The organism is Bradyrhizobium sp. USDA 327, assembly GCF_041262065.1.
Taxonomy (GTDB): domain Bacteria; phylum Pseudomonadota; class Alphaproteobacteria; order Rhizobiales; family Xanthobacteraceae; genus Bradyrhizobium; species Bradyrhizobium liaoningense.
Map to the genome: position 1 here is coordinate 2,049,286 of NZ_JBGCCW010000001.1, position 18,744 is coordinate 2,068,029.

Sequence of the window (18,744 nt, forward strand, 5' to 3'; positions counted from 1 at the left end):
TTTCTTCTCATTGCAGCCGCGTTGATGCCGCGATTTGATCGCGCCCACAATATCCCGCCAGCCGATTTTCGTGCCCTCTTGGAAGACCCCGTGGATAGTCGATCCGGCGCGGGCGGCGACACGGAGATTTCCCAGGCTTATCGGCGATTTTGCCGATCGCGGACGCGTCAACTTACCGCAGGCAGGGGGAGCTTCAGGGCTCGAGCGTGGGGCGGAGTGTTCCGCCCGCCCTCTCGCCCGGGGGTCATACCAACGTATGACGCGATTAACCCGAGACCTTATCCATGCACCCGCGCGTAGAATGGAGCGCGCGGATCGCCGAACTACTCTGCTCCCATAGCATTCGGACAAGCCGGCCAGGCATTGCTGGTGCGAAATGGGACAAGGAGCCTCGACGATGTCGCTGCAGATATCATACTCGCAAAATGCCAAGGATCATGTCGCCGCCGCAATGGACGTCTTGCCCATCGACGGCCCGCAGCTGCGGTCATCGAAACGTTCGCCGCGCTCCGGCGAGGAGGCGGTGATGCTCTCTCTCGTGCATCTGGATGTTGCGCTGGCCATTGAGCCACCAGCACCGGATGTGCAGGGATCTGCCAGTGGCGGGCCGAGCTTCAGGGTGTCGGCAAAACGCCTTGCGCACGCGTCCGCGGAGTCTGATCGGGAGACGGGTGCGGAGGGAAGCGCGGGACCCGGTGATGCGGCGCCTCTCGGATGCCCTCGCGGCAACCAAAGCCATGCACAATCCCCATTCCGCCATTCTCGTCGACGCATTGCGCCTGGCCATTCTGACCCGCAAGGCCAGCGGGGGGACGACGGTCGGACGAGGCCAGTCCGAGCCGGCCGAGAGTGACCGCGCAGGGCACGCCTGCCGGGCGGTGCGGTCGCTGCAAAAATGGCGCCTCAAGCGCGTCATGCAATACATCGACGACAATCTGGAGGCGAAGGTTACCTTGCAGCATCTGGCCGCCGTTGCCGGCCTCAGCCGGATGCACTTCGCCGCGCAGTTCCGGGCGGCCGTCGGCATGCGGCCGCACGAATATTTGCTGAAGCGGCGGATCGAGCGTGCTCAGGAATTGCTGCAGCGGCCGGACATCTCGCTCGTCGACATCGCCTTGACCGTCGGGTTCCAGACCCAGGCTCATTTCACGACAGTCTTCAAGCGCTTCGCTGGCAATACGCCATATCAATGGAGGAGTGCTCATCTTGCGCAATTTCTGCCGCTGCCGCGCCCCGAAGCGAGGGCGTCATGAACGGCATCGGTATGCAGGCCCTGTTGCTGCCGCTGCTCGGCATTCAGTCGGCGCTGGTGTACCACGAGCTCATGGGATTGTTCGAGATCGCTCGTGTCCTCGGTGCCTCCTATCGCTTTGCATCCTCGGGATCCGGGTTAGGCGCTCTTTACGGTCGCTTCACTCTGAACTTCTGCAGGACTATTGTCGGAGGCATCGCGCACTATGCATTGATGGACCGGTCGATCGAGGAGGCGATCCCGCAGCCTTGAAACAGAAGGCATTGGACTGATACGAGCGGTTCCGCAGTCGGCTCGACGGGCCCATCATGGCCGAGCGCTCCGAGATGCGCATGGCGAGCAGGTGTTCGAGGTCGATGTGCCGCTCAGTGACGGCAGGATTTACACTCGCAGGATGGCCTCAATCTCTTGCGCTGCTCTAAGCAGCGAGCGGTCTTGTCCGCGCGCGGAGATGACTTGAAGGCCAAATGGAAGTCCGCACCGATCCGTTCCGCACGGAATCGAAATCGCGGGCAGGTGGGCATGATTGATAAACGGCGTGAACACCGCGTGGGTACGCGGGCTCGCGGCTTTTCCGCCGATCATGTCCGGGCCGAGCTGCGTGAGCGGCCACGCGACGCATGGCACCGTCGGCGTCAGCAAGAGGTCAACTTCGGTGAAGAAAGCCGCGAAGGCATTGGCGATCGCAGCGCTCGCGAGCAGCGCTCCGGCAACCTCAGCACCCGACCAGGAGAGACCTCGCTCGATCTGCCTGGCGATGTCGGGATCGAAGATGGTGGGATCCTTGCGGAAGGAGTCGCCATAGAGTGCCGCGAGACCCGCATGCTGAAGCGGCATGATGGCGTCTTCCGTGGCGCCTGCCGGCCAGACGGGATCGCGTTGCGTGATGCACAAACCTGCCGCGGAAAGGCGGTCGATGGCGGAGGCGAGCCCATTCGCGACGACGTCATCAATCGCGACATCGAGGCCAAGGCGCGGCGAGAACGCGATGCGCCGACCGCCGATGTCTTCGGCCTGCAGCGCAACGACGGCAGAATCCGGATCGCGCGGATCGGCGCCGACCATGGCTTCGAACGCCAGTGCGATATCGGCCGCATCAGCTGCGATCGGCGCGATGACTGAGAGGCCAAAGAAGGGCTCGGCGAAACCTGGCCCATAGGGGATCGCGCCATAGGACGGCTTGAAGCCGGCGACCCCGACATGGGCTGGCGGCCTGCGGCTCGAGCCACCCGCATCGGTGCCGATCGCGAGCGGCACGAGGCCGGCGGCGACGGCCGCGGCCGGGCCGCCCGATGAGCCGCCGGGCGTCAGCGCGGGATCGAGGGGATGCCGCGTTGGCCCATACAGCGGCGAGGTGGTGACGCCCTTACAGGCGAACTCGGACGTTGCGCCGATGCCGACGACGACCGCTCCGGCCCTGCGCAGGCGCTCGATCGCGATGGCATCGTGCGGTGCGATGAAATCGCAGAACAGGCGCGAGCCCTGCGTCGCACGCCAGCCGCCGACCCAGATGTTGTCTTTCACGATGACGGGGACGCCGGCGAGCGGCATCGCCTCGCCGGCACGCAGGCGTTCGTCGACCGTCGCAGCGTCGGCCAGCGTGCGTGCGGGATCGATCGTGACGACCGCGTTCAACTTCCTGGCTGTCTCGATGCGCCCGAGAGCGGCCTTTGCAGTCTCGACGGCGCTCGTCCGTCCAGCCGCGACATCGGCGGCGATCCCGCGGGCATTATGTGCTGGCATTGTCATGGCCTCCCCAGATCAGGGCCACCGTGCCGCAGAGGGCCAGGCACGCCAAGGCGAAGAAAGCGACGCCGAGGCTCGCGACACCATCCAGGATCGAAACCAGCGCGGGCGCCGCCAGCAGGCCGGCATAGGATGCGGTCAGCACCGCGCCGGTGGTTTCGCCGATCCGGTCTTGCGGGGCGAGGCGGGCGATCTCGGCAATGAAGACGCCGTTCCAGCCCGACGCCGTCAAGCCGAACAGCGCCGCAATCGCGAACTGCCAGGTGCGACTGAGCGATCCGCCGTCGAGGCCGAGCAGCGCGGCGCAGAAGGCCATGCCGAGACCGATGACGATGAGCACCATACGCGGAGCATCGAGCCGCATCGCCACAAATCCCCAGCCGAGCCTGCCGACGAGGCCGCCGGCTTGCGCGCAGGCGAGCGCCATGCCGGCCTCGATATGGCTGAGGCCGAGTTCACGGGTGCCAAGCGTGACGAACACCGTGTTGAGCGATACCTGCATCGCGCTGAACGGCATCGAGGCGAGCGCCAGCATCGCGATGCGCCGGTCCGCGGTCATCAGCGCCAGCCGCGCGCGGAGATCGAGCTTCGGGGGCGGGACGAGCTTGACGGCGTAGGCCGGCCGCAACCATTCAAACAGAACGATCGCCAGCAGCGCGCAGAGGCCCACCACAGCATAGCACCAGGCCGGCCCGAACGCGATGGCGATCGCGGGCAGGGCCAGCGAGCCGCAGACAGCGCCAATCTGGTTGCCGGTCTGGCGCACCGAAAACACGAAGGTGCGCCGCTCGGCGGTCACGAGCCGCGCCAGCAGCGCCGCGCTCGCCGGTGTCTCGGGCCCCATCGCAAGGCCAAGACAGATGCCCGCGGCCAGCAGGGCGGCGGTCGATCCGAGCGTGGCCAGCGCCATGGCGACGACGATGGCCGCCGCGCACAGGCTCGCGATCCGCAGCGAGCCGGCCCGCGCGATGAAGCCGCCGCCCCAGAACGAGGCCGGGATGCCAACGGCGAACAGAGCGCAGGAGAACATCGAGAGCTGCCAGACCTCGATATGGGCGCGCGGCGCGACCACGCCAGGCGCGAACAAGGCAAACGCAACGAGGGCCTGCAGCAAGGTCATCGCGCCAAGGGCCGGCAGCAATGCGGGTGCTGGCCGAACGGCCGCGTTTCCGTCTACCATCGCGGCTTGCTCATGGGAGGAACAACGTGGCAGGCGGCATTTCCATTCACGCGGTCGATGTGGCGAGCGGGCGGCCGGCGCAGGGGCTGCGCGTCGAGATCTGGCGGATCGATCCGGACTCCGCGCGCATCGCCGACGGGCGGCTCGGCGCCAACGGCGTGCTCGATCATCCCGTCGCGCAAGGCGCTGGCGTGACGGCCGGCGAGTACGAGGTGCTGTTTCATCTCGGCGAGTTCTTTGGCGACAGCGACGGTTTCCTGACCGTGACGCCGTTCCGGTTCCGCATCAAGAACGTTGACGAGCATTTTCATCTGCCGCTGAAATTCACGCGCTGGGGCTACTCGCTGTTTCGCGGTGCCTGATCAGTTCGTCAGCCGCCGCGACAGGCCGGTGACGCGCTCCATGATCGCAACCAGCGCGATGGTGGCGATGATCAGCACGCCGGAGAGCGCGGCGATGGTAACGTCGAGCTTGCCTTCGAGATCCTGCCACATCCGGATCGGCAGCATGTCGGTCGCGGCATCGCGCAGGAACAGCGACACCGGCACGTTGTCGAAGGACGACATGAAGGCGATGAAGGCGCCGGCGATGATGCCGGGCCGGATCAGCGGCAGCACGATGCGGCGGAACGTGTAGAGACGGCTTGCCCCCAGCACGGCCGAGCTTTCGAGCAGGGTCGGCTCGAGCTGGGCGAGGGCCGCGACCGTGTTGCGCACGACATAGGGGACGCAGACCACGGTGTGTCCGATCACCAGCGTCAGCGGCGACACCGGCAGGCCGACCAGCGAGAACAGCATCAGGGCGGCAAGGCCGAAGGCGAGCGCCGGCAAGACCAGCGGCGACATGAAGAGGAAATCGAGCAGCCGTGCGGACAGCGTCCGCGACCGCGAGATTGCGAGCGCCGCCGCGACGCCGAGCACGACGGAGAGGCCCGTCGCCCATAACGCCACGATCAGGCTATTTTTCGCCGCGAAATGCAGCTGCCAGGCATTCCACAATTCGGCGTACCAACGCAGCGAATAGCCGGGCGGCGGGAAGCGCAGCGAGAAGCCGCTGGTGAAGGAGACGATCAGAACGACAAGCGACGGCGCGATGATGATCATCAGCGCGATCACCGCGGTCACGGTCATGACCAGCTCGAAGCTCAGGGCTTCCAGGGTACGCCTGCGGCCGCTCATCACGCGCCTCCATAGCCGCGCGACAGGCGGCCGAGCGTGGTGAAGACCGAGACGACCGCGAGCACGGCGAGCAGGAAGATGATCGAGATCGCCGCCGCAAACGGCCAGTTCTGGAGCGTGGAGGCTTGCTGATAGAGATACATCGGCATGAACAGCATCTGCCCGCCGCCGACCAGCGACTGGGTGATGAAGGCGGTGATCGCGGCGGCATAGGTCAGCGTGCAGCCGGCGATTACGCCGGGCAATGACAATGGCAGCACGACACGGAAGAAGGTGCGCCAGCTTCCAGCGCCTAGCGAGCAGGAGGCATCGTCGAGATTGGGGTCGATGCGGCCGAGCGCGGTGATCAGCGGCAGCGTCATCAGCGGCATCTGCACCTGCGCCAGCGCGATCACCACGCCGAACTGTGTATAGAGCAATTTTAACGGGGTATCGATGATCCCGAGCGATTGCAGTGTCGCATTGATGATGCCCTGGCGGCCCAGGATGACGATCCAGGCGAAGGTGCGGACGACTACGCTGGTCAAAAGCGGCAACAGCACGATCAGGATGATGATGGTCTGAAGCTTTGGTCCGACTCGTTGATAGAGCCACGCGATGGGAAAGCCGAGCACGAGACAGACGGCAGTTACCTCGGCGCCCAGCAGCAGCGTCGAGCCGAGCACGCCCAGGCTGAATGGATCGGTGAGAAAGTGCAGGTACTGGCCGAGCCCCCAGTGGGGCCCGGCCGTGTCGTTGTGCAGCGAGAGCCAGAACAATTGCAGCAGCGGCGCGACGAAGAAGAGGAGGAAGAACAGCGCCAGCGGCGCTGCCAATCCCATCCCGTAGGATGTCACATCGCGTGATGCCGGTGCTGCACCCATGGCTTAGATCTTGATTTCGCGGTTGAAGCGCTCGATCCAGGCCGAGCGCTGCTCGTTGATCTTCCTCCAGTCCTGGAACACGAACTTCTTCTTCAGCTCGGCCGTGTCCTTGGCCAGCACGCGCGCGATCTCGCCGCCCTTCGTGACCTTGGAATTGGTCGGCACGATCAGATAGGGCGGGTTCATCAGCGTGGTCTGCACCTCCGGCGTCAGCGCGGCCTCGATCAGCTTGAAGGCAAGCTCGCGGTTGGGCGAGTTCTTGACGATGTGGATCGTGGTCTTGAAGGCGATGGCGCCTTCCTTGGGCGCCACGAACTCGACCGGCACGCCCCGCGCTTTCAGGATCTGGATGGCGTTGAAGTTGCCGGGCGAGATGTCGATCTGGCCCTGCTGGAACAGGGTCGCGAGTGCGCCGGGATTGGCGGCGACCGCGGCGAGATTGGGCTTGAGCTCCTCCAGCGCCTTGAAGGCGGGATCGACATTGGCTTCCGAGCCGCCCCGCATCTTGGCGATCTCGACCAGCCATCCGGTGCCGAGCGTCGAGTTGAGGTTGGTGATGCCGACGCGGCCCTTGAACTCGGGCTTCCAGAGATCGGCCCATGACGTCGGCGGCGTCTTGACGGCTTCCGGATTGTAGGTGAGGCCGACGACCTGGAAGAACGGGGCGGGGCCCATCGGCTCCTGCGCCTCGGCGATCAGGTCCTTGTAATGGGCGCTTTTCTCGACCGGATAGGGCTCGACCAGGTCCTGGCCGATGGCAACGAGTGCAGGGCCGGGATCATGCAGCATGACATCGATCGGCGGATTGGCCTTGGCGGCGTTGACCTTCGCGATCTGGTCGACCGAGAGCATCGGGTCGAGCACGATCGCGGCGTCCGCGTTCGCCTTGCGAAAGGCTGGCACCAGCACGGCCTTGTGGGCTTCCTCCCAGCTTCCGGTGAAGGTCGCAAACACCAGTGGGCGGGCCTGGGCGAGGCTCAGTCCGGGAAACGCTTTCATGGCGCCGAGTGTGAGGGCGGTGGTCAGCAGGCTTCGGCGGTTGAGGATCATGTCGAACTCCGTTTGGACTATGACTGCATTTCAAAGCGTTGCGGGAAAGGCGTTGGCGAGCGACGGCGCGAGCGGTGCGAGGCGCACCGCGGCACCGTTCTCCAGCGCGCGCGTCTCGCCGATGCGCGCCTGGGAGACCTTGACGCCGGAGCCGTCGGCAGTGGTGACTTCGTGCACGACAGTGGCTCCCAGCGGCAGCGACATGCCGACGACGCCGGCAAAGCCGGTCTCGTCGCCGACGAATTGCAGATGTTCGGGACGGATGCAGACGGTGACGCGGCCACCTTCGCTGAGCGCGCCGCCGGCGGGCCGCGCGATGATCTCCGTGCCGGCGTCGAGGCGTATCTTGGCGGCGGTACGGTCCGCCGAGACCACCACGCCGGGCATGCGGTTGGTCGAACCGACGAAGGTGTTGACGAACAAGGTCTGCGGCCGGTCGTAGACGTCGGATGGTGTGCCGAACTGCTCGAGCTTGCCGTGGCTCAGCACGGCGACGCGGTCCGCCATCGACAGCGCCTCTTCCTGGTCGTGAGTGACGATGAGCGTGGTGATGCCGGAAACGCGTTGCAGCCGCTTGACCTCGATCTGCATGTCGAGCCGCAGATTCTTGTCGAGCGCGGCAAAGGGCTCGTCGAGTAGCAGGACCGACGGCTTGATCGCGAGCGCCCGGGCCAGCGCGACGCGCTGCTGCTGGCCGCCGGAGAGCTGCCGCGGCAGCCGCTGGGCCATTGCAGGCAGCTGCACCAGCTCCAGCAGGCGCTGCGCCTCGCGCTGGCGCGTCGCCTTGTCGATGCCGCGGGCGGCGAGGCCGTAAGCGACGTTCTCGCTGATCGACAGGTGCGGAAACAGCGCGTAGTTCTGGAACACGATCCCGACCGCGCGGCGGTTCGGCGGCAGCGTGTCTACGATGTCGTCGCCGATGATGATCCGCCCTTGCGTCTGCGCGATGAAGCCGGCGATGATGCGCAAGAGCGTTGTCTTGCCGCAGCCGGACGGGCCGAGCAAGGCGATGATCTCGCCACCCTTGATGTCGAGATTGATGTTCTCGACCGCAAGCGCGCCGCTCGGATAGCGGTGGGTGACCGCGTCGACGACGAGCGAACGTCCGCTTGGCGCATCAGCCATGGTGTTGCCTCCCGTTGCCCCAGAGGAGAAAGCAAGTCTCGTGCCCGCGCCTGTCGCTTTTCGGCGTGGGTTTTGGCATGGTGGCTCGATGACATCGATTTGCGATCTCTCCGCCACAACCATCGCTCGCGCCATCACGAAGCGCGAACTGTCCTCGCGAGAGGTGGTCGATGCCCATCTCGAACGGATTGCGCGCAGTGACGTGCAATTGGCGGCATTCGTCACGATCGACGCAGAGGGGGCCCGTCGCGCCGCGCAAATCTGCGATGAAGCGCCTGCGCCGACCGGTCCGTTGCACGGCGTGCCCATTGCGATCAAGGACCTTACGGACACCGCTGGGCTGACGACCACCTATGGATCGGCCCTGTTCCGCAACTACGTTCCGGCCGAGGACGATCTCGTGGTCGCGCGGCTGCGTCGCGCCGGCGCGATTGTTCTCGGAAAGACCAACACGCCGGAGTTCGGCTTCGGCGCGGTCTGCACCAACAGAATGTGCGGACCGACGCGCAATCCCTACGATTTCGCGCTGACCTCCGGCGGATCGTCCGGCGGCTCTGCCGTCGCGGTCGCGGCCGGCATGGCGCCGCTGGCGCATGGCACCGATTTCGGCGGCTCGGTGCGCACGCCCGCAAGCTTCTGCGACGTCGCCTCGATCCGGCCGACGCCCGGCCGCATTCCGTCGCCGCGCCGACCGCTCGGCTGGGACATGCTCGCCACCCACGGATTCCTGGCCCGCGGTGTCGATGACCTCGCGCTTGCATTGTCCGTGTGCGAGGGAAGCGATGTGCGCGACCCCGTATCGACCCGTCTCGGCAGCGACGATTGGTCGAACGCGGGACGTGCCCGGATCGCCGTCACACCCGATTTCCGTGTTGCACCGGTCGCACGCGACGTTCGCGCGCGCTTCAACACCGCGTGTGAGGCGCTGGCCCGGGTTGCCGACGTCGTGCCGTCCTCGCCCGATTGTAGTGGCGCGGTCGAAACCTTCCGCATGCTGCGCGCTGTGCACATCGCCAACAGCTATGGCGAGTTGCTGAGGACCCGGCGTGCGGAACTCACTCCGACGGTGATATGGAATATCGAGGCCGGCACGAAACTGTCCGCGCAGGATTACCTCAACGCCGAACGGCGTCGCACCGCCATCTATCGCAGCTTTCGCGAGCTGTTCATCCGTACCGATTTCTTGATTGCGCCAGCCGCGTCCGTCTTCCCCTGGCCGAACGAGATCAGCGATGTCACCGCAATTGACGGGGCGGCATTGGAGACGCCGATCGACTATCTCGCGGTCACCTTCATCGTGTCGCTGGTCGGCTTTCCGGTCCTGACCATGCCGGTACGACGAGACGCGGGCGAACTGCCCTTCGGCATCCAGATCATCGCGCCGCCAGGCGGCGAATCCCGCTTGTTTGCCTTCGGCCGCATTCTCGAGAACGAACTGGGTTTTTCGCATCGCCGGCCGCCTTTCTGATCAGCTGTCGCGATGCTCGACCCGGGCGGCGAGCGCAGCGGCGAGGCCAAGGGTCGGTTTGGCGGCGGGCCGGCGGAACGTGCCCGCCGTTGCCTTGCGCAGACACAGGGCCACCAGCGCCTCGGCCTGCTTCACTGAGGCGACGACCTGATCGACCACGGGAACGGGAATCCGGTGGGCGACTCGCTGGGCGAGGCCGGAGAGCGGGGCCCCGGCAAAGATCAGCACATCGGCCTTGTCCTCGACGATGGCGCGCTGGGCGAGATCAACCAGCACGTCCTCCTTCTCGGTGCCGACCTCGGAGATGGCCTGAAAAGGCGTATCGAGCATGCGGATGCCGGCGCAGCGCTCCCACAGCCCGTGGGCGCGGACGCACTCCTCGTACCAGGGACCAAGCGCCTGGGCGAAGGTGACAATGGCGAAGCGGCGCCCGGCCATGCAGGCGGTCAGCATCGCCGCTTCCGCCATGCCGACCACGGGAATGTCGAAGGTCTCGCGCGCGGCGAACAGGCCGGGATCGCCGAAGGCCGCGATGATCGCGGCATCGACCGTCCCGTGCTGCTCGGCCAGCATCTCCAGCGCGATGGCCCCGCCGATCTGCGCCTCGGTGCGCGTCGCGATATAGGGCACGCCGCGGGTCGCGGTGCAGGGGATCAGCTCCGTCCCGGGCGAGACCGCCCGCTGCCCGACACCCATCATCAGGTGTGTGACCTCGGCGCTGGTGTTCGGGTTGAGCAACAGCAGCTTCATGGCTCAGGCCGCCGTCCGCTTGGCTTGAGAGGCGGCGAGGACTTCGAGCAGGGCCGTGCCGGTACGCGCGACATGCGCGCCGAGCAGGCGGCCGGCCGCTTCGCCGTCGCGCGCTTCGAGCGCGGCCAGGATATCGGCGTGCTCGTCGACCGAATTGCTCCAGCGCCGGTCGGCGCCGAGGGCGAGATATCGCGCACGCTCGGCCCTGGAGATCAGCGTTTCGTGAGCTTCCCGCAACGGCGTGTTGCGCGCCATGCGGACGATGGCGTTGTGGATCTCGCCGTTGATGGCGAAATAGTCGTCCAGCTTGCCGCTGCGGTGATGACCCTCCATGCGGGCCTGAAGCGTGCGCAGGCGGGCGAGGTCGCGCTCGGTCGCGCGCTCCGCAGCGAGCTCGGCGGCGAGCCGCTCGATACCGGCGAGCGCCTCGAACAATTCCGAGATGTCCTCCGCCGCGATATCGGCAATGCGCGGGCTGCGGTTGGGGCGAAGCTCGATCAAGCCCTCCGCGGCAAGCACTTTCATGGCCTCACGCAAGGGGGTGCGCGACACGCCGAGCTCCTTCGACAGCCAAGTCTCCTGGGTCTGCGAACCCGGCGGCAGTTCGCCGCGAATGATCATCGTCCGCATCCGCGCCGCGGCACGCTCGTGCAGGCCCATCCGCTTGAGTTTGGGCGACTTTCGTCCCTTCGGCGCTTCCGGTTTTGGCTGCACGCGTGCCTCGCTTATCACGTTGATCTTAGCCGTTTCCGGCTCCTTTGCTTGCCCAAATTATCGACGTATCTAGCTGAAAACAATGGCATAGCGCGCAAATTGTATGCAGCATGCAGAAAGTGGATTGCGTTGCGGCGAAGGGCGGCGGATGATCGTGCGAACGCGCGAATATCGCGCCTTCGAAGCGGAGTAAGCGATGCGGACGAGTTTGCGACTGGGTCTGGTGGCAATGGCGGCAATGCTGGGCGGAAGCGATCTCGCCTCGGCGCAGACGGCGAAGATCAAGCTCGGCTACGCCAAATGCGCGCACTGCCTGCCGATGTCGCTGATCCCAGGCATGGCCAAGGGCGTCGAGGTCGAGGCCACCGGCTTCAACTCGGGGAATGACGTTCTCACCGCCTTGATATCGAAGAGTATCGACGTCGCGCAGGTCACATATCTCCATTACATCACCGCGCTCGACAAAGGCTTTGATGTCGTCGCCGTGTCCGGACAGATCAATGGCGGCTCGGAATGCCTGTCCTCCGTGAAGCTGAGCCTGCCGCCCGAGGACTGGGCCACGTTCAAGGCGACCGTTGCGAAGGCGAAGAGCGACGGCCAGCCGCTGAAGGTTGCGGCCTCCCGCGGCAACGCGCAGGACATTCACATGCGCGGCGCGTTCCTCAAGCAGGGCGTTGATCCCAACAAGGACATCCAGTTCATCAACATTCCCAATCCGTCCGACCATCTCGCAGCACTCCAGCGCGGCGAGGTCGACATGATCTGTTCGGTCGAGCCGTTCGCATCGCAGATCCGGCTCGCCGGTGCCGGCAAGCACTTCGTGTTGCCGTATGAACAGGCCGCAGGCAATTTGACCAATTTGATCGTCACCCGCTCCGACGTGATCGCGGGCCAGCGCGCCGGCGTCCAGAGCGTTGTCAGCGCCGTGGTCGAACTCGACAACAAGCTGATCGCCGACAAGGCGCCGTGGGTCGACGTCATCAACAAGCTCACCGGTCTCGACAAGACGGTCGCGACGGAGGCGCTGAAAAATGCCTCGCCCGATCCTGCGATCCATCGTTCGCAGACTCTGGCGATCGCGGCGATGATGCGCGACCTCAAGTACATCTCCAAGGACGTCTCCGCGGAAGCGGAGAAGAACATGGACTATTCGTTCTTGGAAAAGGCCACGGGAAAGGCCAAGAATGACCTCGGTTACTGACGTCTCGCCCGCGAGGCCGACGTTCCGGCTGACGCGGGCGTTCCAGGGGCTCGAACGCCTCATCGTACCCGCGCTGCTGATTGCGGGCTGGGAGGCCTTTGCCCGCAGTGGCATGCTTCCGCCCGCGCTGCTGCCGGCGCCGAGTGCGGTGCTGCATGCGCTCGGCGACTGGGTGTTCGGCTTCGACGAGACCACGCAGACCTATTCCGGGCACTGGCTGCGTGATGCGCTCGCCAGCGCTCTTCGCGTCTTTGGCGGCTTTGCATTGGCAAGCCTGCTCGGCATCCTTGCCGGGGTTGCGATCGGCTGGTCCCGGCTGTTCGAGAAGACGCTGGAGCCGACACTGCAGATGTTGCGCCCGATTCCGCCGGTGTCCTGGATTCCGCTCGCGATCATCTGGTTCGGGATTGCCGACAAGCCGGCGATCTTCCTGGTGTTCCTCGGCGCATTCTTTCCGGTGCTGATGAACAGCATCCATGGCGTCAAGACCGTGGACCACAATCTCGTGCGGGCGGGCGCGATGATGGGTGCCAACGGCCGACAGATGCTGACAGACATCGTGCTGCCGGCGGCGCTGCCCTCGATCTTCGCTGGGCTGCGCATCGCGGTCGGCTCGGCCTGGATGCTGACGGTCACGGCCGAGATGGTCGCGGTGAAGAGCGGCCTCGGCTACGTGCTCTGGGATTCCTACTACTTCCTGCGCTACGACATCGTGCTCGCGGCAATGATATCGATCGGGCTGCTCGGCTATCTCTCCGACCTCGGCCTCAAGGCCATCATGGCGCGCACGCTGCGCTGGCAGCAGACAACCACCGTGCAGGGCAGGGCGGGCTGATGGCGGCAATCGAGCTTCGCAACATCGTCAAGGTGTTCTCCGACAAGCGGCGCGGCCGCGACCTGCTGACGCTGGACAACATCAATCTCGACATCGAGGCCAATGATTTCGTCTGCCTGCTCGGCCCGTCGGGCTGCGGCAAGTCGACCCTCCTGAACATCATCGCCGGCTTCGAGCAGGCGACCTCCGGCCGCACGCTGGTGGATGGCAAGCAAGTGGAGCGACCCGGCTCGGACCGCGGCGTGGTGTTCCAGCAGCCGACCCTGATGCCGTGGCTGACGGCCATCGACAACATCGCCTTTCATCTCAAGCTCAAGGGCGTCGCCAAGGCCGAGCGGCACCAGCGCGCCATGGAGTTCATCGATCTCGTCGGCCTTCGCGGTTTCGAGCACCACCATCCCTCCGAAATGTCGGGCGGCATGAATCAGCGCGTGGGCATCGCCCGCGCACTGTTGATGAATCCGAGCGTCATCCTGATGGACGAGCCGTTTGCGGCGCTGGATGCCCAGACCAAGCTCGAAATGCAGGAGGAACTGGTCGCGATCTGGCAGAAGCGCCGCTGCACCATCGTATTCGTCACCCACAGTGTCGACGAGGCGCTGGTGCTCGGCAACAAGATCGTGGTGATGACCAGGCGGCCGGGCCGGATCCGGGAGGCCGTCAATTTCGACCTGCCGCGCCCGCGCGATATCACCAGCCCCGAGTTCAACGACGCAAAGCGCCACATCTTGTCCCTGATCCGCGAGGAGTCGACGCGCCTTGCGCAGGCGTCGTAAGGTTCGACATGCGCAAGCGTCTCGGCATGATCACGCCGTCCTCCAACTCGGTGCTCGAGCCCGTCACCAGCGCCATGCTGGCCGGCGCTCCCGGCGTCACTGCGCATTTCTCGCGCTTCCGCGTCACGGAGATTGCGCTCGACGCCGACGCGCTGAACCAGTTCGACGCATCCGTGATGCTTCCGGCAGCGGATTTGCTGGCGGATGCCAAGGTTGACGCCATCGCCTGGAACGGCACCTCCGCGAGCTGGCTCGGGATCGGCCGCGACAGAAGCCTGTGCGAAGCGATCGCGGCGCGCACGGGTATCCCGGCGACAACGTCCACGCTTGCCTGCATTGACGCCGCTCGCGCGCTCGGCGCCAGACGTGTCGGACTGGTCTCGCCCTACATCGATGACGTGCAGCAACGCATCGTGGACGTCTGGGCCGGGGAGGGAGTCGCGCCGCATGCCGAGCGGCATCTCGGTTTGCGCGACAATTTTTCCTTTGGCGAGGTCACACCTGCGACGATCGCCAAGATGATCCGGGCCGTGGCGGCGGAGGGGGCCGACGCGATCGTCATCCTCTGCACCAATCTCGACGGCGCCGCGCTGGCGGCCACGCTGGAGCGGGAGCTGGACATCGCCGTGCTCGACTCGGTCGCGGTGACGCTTTGGCGATCCCTCGGCCTCGCCGGCGGCGACATCGGCGCCCTTGCGCAATGGGGCCGGATCTTCCAGACAATGCCAGCCATCAAGTGACGGAGGCCTCAGTGACGCAGCTCGATCTCGCCATTCGCGGCGGCACCATCGTGACGGCCAGCGACGAGTTTCGCGCCGATATCGGCATTCGTGACGGCCGTATCGTCAGCATTGCAGACAGCATCGAGGGCGCGGCACGCGAGATCGATGCGACGGGATTGCTCGCGCTGCCGGGCGGGATCGACAGCCACGTCCACATCTCCCAGCCCTCGGGCCCCGATGTGGTGATGGCCGACGACTTTGCCTCGGCGACGCGCGCGGCTGCTGCCGGCGGCAACACCATGGTGCTGCCCTTCGCGCTCCAGGAGAAGGGCACCTCCCTGCGGACCTGCGTCGAGAACTACCGCAAGCTTGCCGAAGGCGAGTGCTATATCGACACGGCGTCCATCTCATCATTTCCGATCCGACTGCGGTCGTGCTCGGCCAGGAGCTGCCGGCTCTCGTCAAGGACGGCTACACCTCGTTCAAGGTGTTCATGACCTATGACGACCTCGTGCTCAGCGACAAGCAGCTGCTCGAAGTGTTCGAAGTGGCGCGCCGCGAGGAGGCGCTGGTCATGGTCCATTGCGAGGGCTACGACGCCATCCGCTTCCTCACCAGCAAGCTGGAGCGCGAAGGCCATATCGCGCCCTATTATCACGGCACCTCGCGGCCCCAGGCCGTCGAGCGCGAGGCGACGCATCGTGCCATCAGCCATGCCGAGGTGATCGGCGTTCCCATCATGATCGTGCACGTCTCGGGCCAAGAGGCGATGGAGCAGGTGCGCTGGGCCCAGCAGCGAGGATTGCCGGTGCATGCCGAGACCTGCCCGCAATACATCACGTTGACGGCCGACGACATGAAGGGCCTGAACATGGACATATCAGGTGCGAAATATGTCTGCTCGCCGCCGCCGCGCGATGTCGAGAGCCAGCACGCGATCTGGGAGGGCATCACGACTGGCGTGTTCCAGACCTTCTCGTCCGATCACTGCCCGTTCCGCTACGACGATCCCAAAGGCAAGCTGACCCCGAATGCGCGCACCTCGTTCCGCTGGGTACCGAACGGCATCCCCGGCGTCGAGACCCGGCTGCCGATCCTGTTCTCCGAGGGCGTCTCGAAGGGACGCATCACCCTGCAAAAGTTCGTCGAGCTGACCGCGACCAACCACGCCCGGATCTACGGCCTCTATCCGCGCAAGGGCTCGATCGGCGTCGGCTTTGATGCCGACATCGTTCTCTGGGATCCCAAATTGAAGAAGCCCATCCGGCAGGCCGATCTGCACCACGGCTCGGACTACACGCCATGGGAAGGCTTCGAGGTCACGGGATGGCCGGTGACGACAATCGCCCGCGGCCAAGTGGTCTATCACCAGGGTCGGATCGTCGGCGCCAAGGGGGCAGGCAATGTGCTGAGCCGGGGCAAGTCGAGCCTGATCTGATCCGCCTCGACACGCCGTCAAAGCGGGCCTCTAAAGCGGAATGGCTTTAGGTTGAATCGATTGCCGCGGCTCCTTCACCTCTCCCGCTCGCGGGAGAGGTCGGCGCGAAGCGCCGGGTGAGGGCTTTCTCCTCTTGGGGATTGTCCCATTGCGGAAATACCCTCTCCCCGGCCCTCTCCCGCGAGCGGGAGAGGGAGTGCACCTCCGTCGTTGCAGCGATCAAGCCTCATCTCATCACGCTCTAGAAGGTCACGGCCATTGCAGCGAGGCGTTGGTGGGCTCTTTCACGGGCAGCATCGATCGGCTGCTGAGGTCCGGTGGTTGGACCGATCAGAACGAAGCGGACATTGCTGATGCCGATGAAGCGCAGGATTTCCCGCAGGTAAGGCGTTGCCATATCGGTGCGGCCGCGGTTCATGCCTGTGGCAAAATCGCTGCCGCTGGCGATAATCACCAGTGTCGGTCGATCCTGCAGCAGCGGGAAATATCCGTGCGACGGGTCGAACCGAAAGGTGAGCCCGGGTTGGACGATGATGTCGAACCATTGCTTGAGCTTGTAGGGAAGGCCGAAGTTCCACATCGGGGTCGAGATCAGCACCCGGTCGGCGAGCGAGAAGCGCAGCGCCATTCGCTCGGCCTCGGCGAAGCCCTGACGCTGCGCCTCGGTGAAGGCTTGCGCCTTCATGCGTGCGTATTTGGCTTCGACGATGGGACCTGCAAATTCCGGCATCCGCTCGCGCCAGATGTCCACGACATCGACGTCCCAGTCCGGCCGGGCCTGGCGGAAGCCGTCGAGAAAGACCCGCGCGCCGGCAGTCGACTCAGACTCGGCGCGCGGCGAGCAGGCTAGGTGCAGGAGCTTTGCCACAGCTCATCCCAGCGCTCTGATGACGGTGTCGGCCCTGGTCACCACCGCAACGTTCTGCATCGCAAAGTTGATCGAGGCATTGTGCCAGTCTGCGTTCATGGTCGAGCAGCAATCTTCCGGCACGATCATGAAATAGCCCTTGTCGGCGCCGGTCCGCGCGGTGTGCTCGACCGACATGTTGGTCCAGGCTCCGGTGTTGATGATCATGTCGCGGCCGGTGGCTTTCAGGATCGTTTCCAGCCGCGTGCCTTCCCAGGCGCTCATCCGCATTTTCTCGACGACGAAGTCGCCGGGCCGCGGTTCGAGGCCGGACACGGGCGCCGCCCCCCAGCTTCCACGCACCATCGCCTTGCTGTCGACGAGGCCTTCAAAAAGCGGGGCATTCAGCGTGACCCCGGGCGCGCCGGGCTCGACCACGAACCAGACGTGGATGATGGCGACGCCGCGCGCGCGTGCGGCCTCCGCAAGACGGCGCACATTCTCTACGACACGCTGCTGCTTGGCATGACCGGGTGCGCCGGACTCGGCGAAAGCGCCGCCATCCATGATCACGTCGTTCTGCAGATCCTGGATGATCATGGCGCAGCGCTGTGGATCGAGCCGCATTTCGCCCTCGGTCAGAATGGGCGCGGCTGGCGATGAGCTCGGGCTTGCTCCGCCACCGGCGCGCCGGCCGCTCATATACGGCTCGTGCCGCGGACCAGCCTTTGTCGGGATCGCATAGACCGAATGCGTCGCGGTCAGATAGAGCGTGCGGAAATCCGGCCCGCCCCAGGCGAGGTTGGCGACCGGCTCCGGCGCGCGAACCTTGCCCAGCAGCTCGCCGCGCGGCGAATAGACCCAGACGCCGCCGGGTGCGGTGACCCAGACATTGCCGTGCTGATCGCACTTCATGCCGTCGGGCAGACCGGGTTCGAGCTCGGACTTGATGCCGCTCGCAAACACCCGTGCATTCGACAGCGAACCGTCGCTGTTGACATCGAATACTCGGATCAGGGCTTGCACGGTGTCGTTGACATAGAGCAGCTTCTCGTCCGGCGAGAAGCACAATCCATTCGGCTGATCGAACAGGTTGCGATCGACGACCAGCTTCGGCTCGCCGCCGGGCACGACCCGATAGACGCCCTGGAAGCCGAGCTGGCGCGGCCGCTCGACGCCATAGACGGGCATGCGGCCATACCAGGGATCGGAGAAATAGATCGCGCCGGACGAATGGACGCAGACGTCGTTCGGGCTGTTGAGCTCCTGGCCGCCGAAATGCGAAGCCAGCACCTCGCGCCGTCCGTCCGGGCGTTCGCGGACCAGCGACGACGTCGCGTGCTCGCAGACGATCAGGTTGAGCTCGGCGTCGTAGGTCATGCCGTTGCATTTGTTCGAGGGGCGCTTGACCTCGACGACGCCCCGTCGAGGATCCCAGCGCCGACGCACGTCGCCCGGCATGTCCGAGAACAGCAGATAGTGATCGACCGGATGCCAGATCGGTCCCTCCGTAAAGTCGAATCCGGTGCCGATCTGTGCGACCGGCGCATAGGGGTCGATCAGGGTCTCGAACTCGCTTCGCAACGTCACATGCGTCAT

18 protein-coding genes and 1 pseudogene are annotated in these 18,744 nt (G+C 65.4%); 9 read left to right on the forward strand and 10 right to left on the reverse strand.

Annotation, left to right across the window (positions count from 1 at the left end; all coding sequences use genetic code 11):
* The first annotated feature begins 698 nt into the window (after positions 1-698).
* Together ABIA42_RS09255 and ABIA42_RS09260 are read left to right on the forward strand one after the other, a co-directional pair.
* Positions 699-1,253 carry a helix-turn-helix domain-containing protein gene (locus tag ABIA42_RS09255; RefSeq protein ID WP_370157129.1) on the forward strand — a complete coding sequence of 185 codons (555 nt, stop codon included), beginning with the start codon at positions 699-701 and terminating at the stop codon, positions 1,251-1,253.
* Entirely contained in the window at positions 1,250-1,504 is a 255-nt protein-coding gene (locus tag ABIA42_RS09260) for a hypothetical protein (RefSeq protein WP_271526149.1), read from the forward strand. Before ABIA42_RS09255 ends, ABIA42_RS09260 begins: the two co-directional genes overlap by 4 nt.
* 129 nt (positions 1,505-1,633) lie before the next feature.
* On the opposite strand, the gene ABIA42_RS09265 is transcribed toward ABIA42_RS09260, so the two are convergent.
* Entirely contained in the window at positions 1,634-3,001 is a 1,368-nt protein-coding gene (locus ABIA42_RS09265) for an amidase (protein WP_370114088.1), read from the reverse strand.
* On the reverse strand, positions 2,982-4,178 hold the full coding sequence (locus tag ABIA42_RS09270) for an MFS transporter (RefSeq protein WP_370114086.1): 1,197 nt from the start codon (positions 4,176-4,178) through the stop codon (positions 2,982-2,984). Before ABIA42_RS09270 ends, ABIA42_RS09265 begins: the two co-directional genes overlap by 20 nt.
* Positions 4,179-4,204: 26 nt before the next feature.
* Here ABIA42_RS09270 and ABIA42_RS09275 point away from each other — a divergent pair, with 26 nt between their 5' ends.
* Positions 4,205-4,540 (forward strand): hydroxyisourate hydrolase, encoded by a 336-nt coding sequence (locus ABIA42_RS09275; RefSeq protein WP_271526146.1) that lies wholly within the window; start codon positions 4,205-4,207, stop codon positions 4,538-4,540.
* Here ABIA42_RS09275 and ABIA42_RS09280 read toward each other — a convergent pair whose 3' ends face one another.
* From ABIA42_RS09280 to ABIA42_RS09295, 4 genes are read right to left on the reverse strand one after another with little or no spacing between them, the layout of a single operon-like run.
* The gene (locus ABIA42_RS09280; protein ID WP_370114084.1) at positions 4,541-5,356 is read right to left on the reverse strand and encodes an ABC transporter permease; all 816 of its coding nucleotides are present in this window, start codon (positions 5,354-5,356) and stop codon (positions 4,541-4,543) included. It abuts the gene before it with no gap.
* A complete protein-coding gene (locus ABIA42_RS09285) occupies positions 5,356-6,219 on the reverse strand; it encodes an ABC transporter permease (protein ID WP_370114082.1) in 864 nt (287 codons plus the stop codon). Before ABIA42_RS09285 ends, ABIA42_RS09280 begins: the two co-directional genes overlap by 1 nt.
* A gap of 3 nt (positions 6,220-6,222) precedes the next feature.
* Positions 6,223-7,269: an ABC transporter substrate-binding protein gene (locus tag ABIA42_RS09290; RefSeq protein ID WP_370114080.1), complete on the reverse strand. Its 1,047-nt coding sequence runs from the start codon at positions 7,267-7,269 to the stop codon at positions 6,223-6,225.
* Positions 7,270-7,299: 30 nt separating this feature from the next.
* Positions 7,300-8,394 (reverse strand): ABC transporter ATP-binding protein, encoded by a 1,095-nt coding sequence (locus tag ABIA42_RS09295; protein WP_271526142.1) that lies wholly within the window; start codon positions 8,392-8,394, stop codon positions 7,300-7,302.
* An 88-nt stretch (positions 8,395-8,482) separates the two neighbouring features.
* On the opposite strand from ABIA42_RS09295, the gene ABIA42_RS09300 reads away from it, so the two are divergent.
* Complete coding sequence (locus tag ABIA42_RS09300) at positions 8,483-9,862, forward strand: amidase (protein ID WP_370114078.1); 1,380 nt, start codon at positions 8,483-8,485, stop codon at positions 9,860-9,862.
* Here the strand turns inward: ABIA42_RS09300 and ABIA42_RS09305 are convergent, their stop codons facing one another.
* On the reverse strand, positions 9,863-10,612 hold the full coding sequence (locus ABIA42_RS09305; protein WP_370114076.1) for an aspartate/glutamate racemase family protein: 750 nt from the start codon (positions 10,610-10,612) through the stop codon (positions 9,863-9,865). It lies immediately after the preceding gene.
* A gap of 3 nt (positions 10,613-10,615) precedes the next feature.
* Entirely contained in the window at positions 10,616-11,326 is a 711-nt protein-coding gene (locus ABIA42_RS09310) for a GntR family transcriptional regulator (RefSeq protein ID WP_370114074.1), read from the reverse strand.
* Positions 11,327-11,522: 196 nt separating this feature from the next.
* On the opposite strand from ABIA42_RS09310, the gene ABIA42_RS09315 reads away from it, so the two are divergent.
* The 5 genes and pseudogenes from ABIA42_RS09315 (at position 11,523) to hydA (ending at position 16,298) form a co-directional block, all read left to right on the forward strand.
* A complete protein-coding gene (locus ABIA42_RS09315) occupies positions 11,523-12,527 on the forward strand; it encodes an ABC transporter substrate-binding protein (RefSeq protein WP_370114072.1) in 1,005 nt (334 codons plus the stop codon).
* Complete coding sequence (locus ABIA42_RS09320) at positions 12,511-13,362, forward strand: ABC transporter permease (RefSeq protein ID WP_271526138.1); 852 nt, start codon at positions 12,511-12,513, stop codon at positions 13,360-13,362. The genes ABIA42_RS09315 and ABIA42_RS09320 overlap by 17 nt, the downstream gene beginning before the upstream one ends.
* A complete protein-coding gene (locus tag ABIA42_RS09325; protein WP_271526137.1) occupies positions 13,362-14,138 on the forward strand; it encodes an ABC transporter ATP-binding protein in 777 nt (258 codons plus the stop codon). The genes ABIA42_RS09320 and ABIA42_RS09325 overlap by 1 nt, the downstream gene beginning before the upstream one ends.
* An 8-nt stretch (positions 14,139-14,146) precedes the next feature.
* Complete coding sequence (locus tag ABIA42_RS09330) at positions 14,147-14,878, forward strand: aspartate/glutamate racemase family protein (protein WP_370114069.1); 732 nt, start codon at positions 14,147-14,149, stop codon at positions 14,876-14,878.
* Positions 14,839-16,298 (forward strand): annotated as a pseudogene (gene hydA / locus ABIA42_RS09335) (dihydropyrimidinase). Before ABIA42_RS09330 ends, hydA begins: the two are co-directional and overlap by 40 nt.
* Positions 16,299-16,539: 241 nt before the next feature.
* Here the strand turns inward: hydA and ABIA42_RS09340 are convergent.
* The gene (locus tag ABIA42_RS09340; protein WP_370114064.1) at positions 16,540-17,166 is read right to left on the reverse strand and encodes an FMN-dependent NADH-azoreductase; all 627 of its coding nucleotides are present in this window, start codon (positions 17,164-17,166) and stop codon (positions 16,540-16,542) included.
* 3 nt (positions 17,167-17,169) lie between these two features.
* Positions 17,170-18,744 (reverse strand): isochorismatase family protein, encoded by a 1,575-nt coding sequence (locus ABIA42_RS09345; protein ID WP_370114062.1) that lies wholly within the window; start codon positions 18,742-18,744, stop codon positions 17,170-17,172.

Coding starts and splice junctions, on each gene's coding strand:
- ABIA42_RS09255 (WP_370157129.1), top strand. CDS start 699: ATGCGGCGCCTCTCGGATGCCCTCGCGGCAACCAAAGCCATGCACAAT.
- ABIA42_RS09260 (WP_271526149.1), top strand. CDS start 1,250: ATGAACGGCATCGGTATGCAGGCCCTGTTGCTGCCGCTGCTCGGCATT.
- ABIA42_RS09265 (WP_370114088.1), bottom strand. CDS start 3,001: ATGACAATGCCAGCACATAATGCCCGCGGGATCGCCGCCGATGTCGCG.
- ABIA42_RS09270 (WP_370114086.1), bottom strand. CDS start 4,178: ATGGTAGACGGAAACGCGGCCGTTCGGCCAGCACCCGCATTGCTGCCG.
- ABIA42_RS09280 (WP_370114084.1), bottom strand. CDS start 5,356: ATGAGCGGCCGCAGGCGTACCCTGGAAGCCCTGAGCTTCGAGCTGGTC.
- ABIA42_RS09285 (WP_370114082.1), bottom strand. CDS start 6,219: ATGGGTGCAGCACCGGCATCACGCGATGTGACATCCTACGGGATGGGA.
- ABIA42_RS09290 (WP_370114080.1), bottom strand. CDS start 7,269: ATGATCCTCAACCGCCGAAGCCTGCTGACCACCGCCCTCACACTCGGC.
- ABIA42_RS09295 (WP_271526142.1), bottom strand. CDS start 8,394: ATGGCTGATGCGCCAAGCGGACGTTCGCTCGTCGTCGACGCGGTCACC.
- ABIA42_RS09300 (WP_370114078.1), top strand. CDS start 8,483: ATGACATCGATTTGCGATCTCTCCGCCACAACCATCGCTCGCGCCATC.
- ABIA42_RS09305 (WP_370114076.1), bottom strand. CDS start 10,612: ATGAAGCTGCTGTTGCTCAACCCGAACACCAGCGCCGAGGTCACACAC.
- ABIA42_RS09315 (WP_370114072.1), top strand. CDS start 11,523: ATGCGGACGAGTTTGCGACTGGGTCTGGTGGCAATGGCGGCAATGCTG.
- ABIA42_RS09320 (WP_271526138.1), top strand. CDS start 12,511: ATGACCTCGGTTACTGACGTCTCGCCCGCGAGGCCGACGTTCCGGCTG.
- ABIA42_RS09325 (WP_271526137.1), top strand. CDS start 13,362: ATGGCGGCAATCGAGCTTCGCAACATCGTCAAGGTGTTCTCCGACAAG.
- ABIA42_RS09330 (WP_370114069.1), top strand. CDS start 14,147: ATGCGCAAGCGTCTCGGCATGATCACGCCGTCCTCCAACTCGGTGCTC.
- ABIA42_RS09345 (WP_370114062.1), bottom strand. CDS start 18,744: ATGACGCATGTGACGTTGCGAAGCGAGTTCGAGACCCTGATCGACCCC.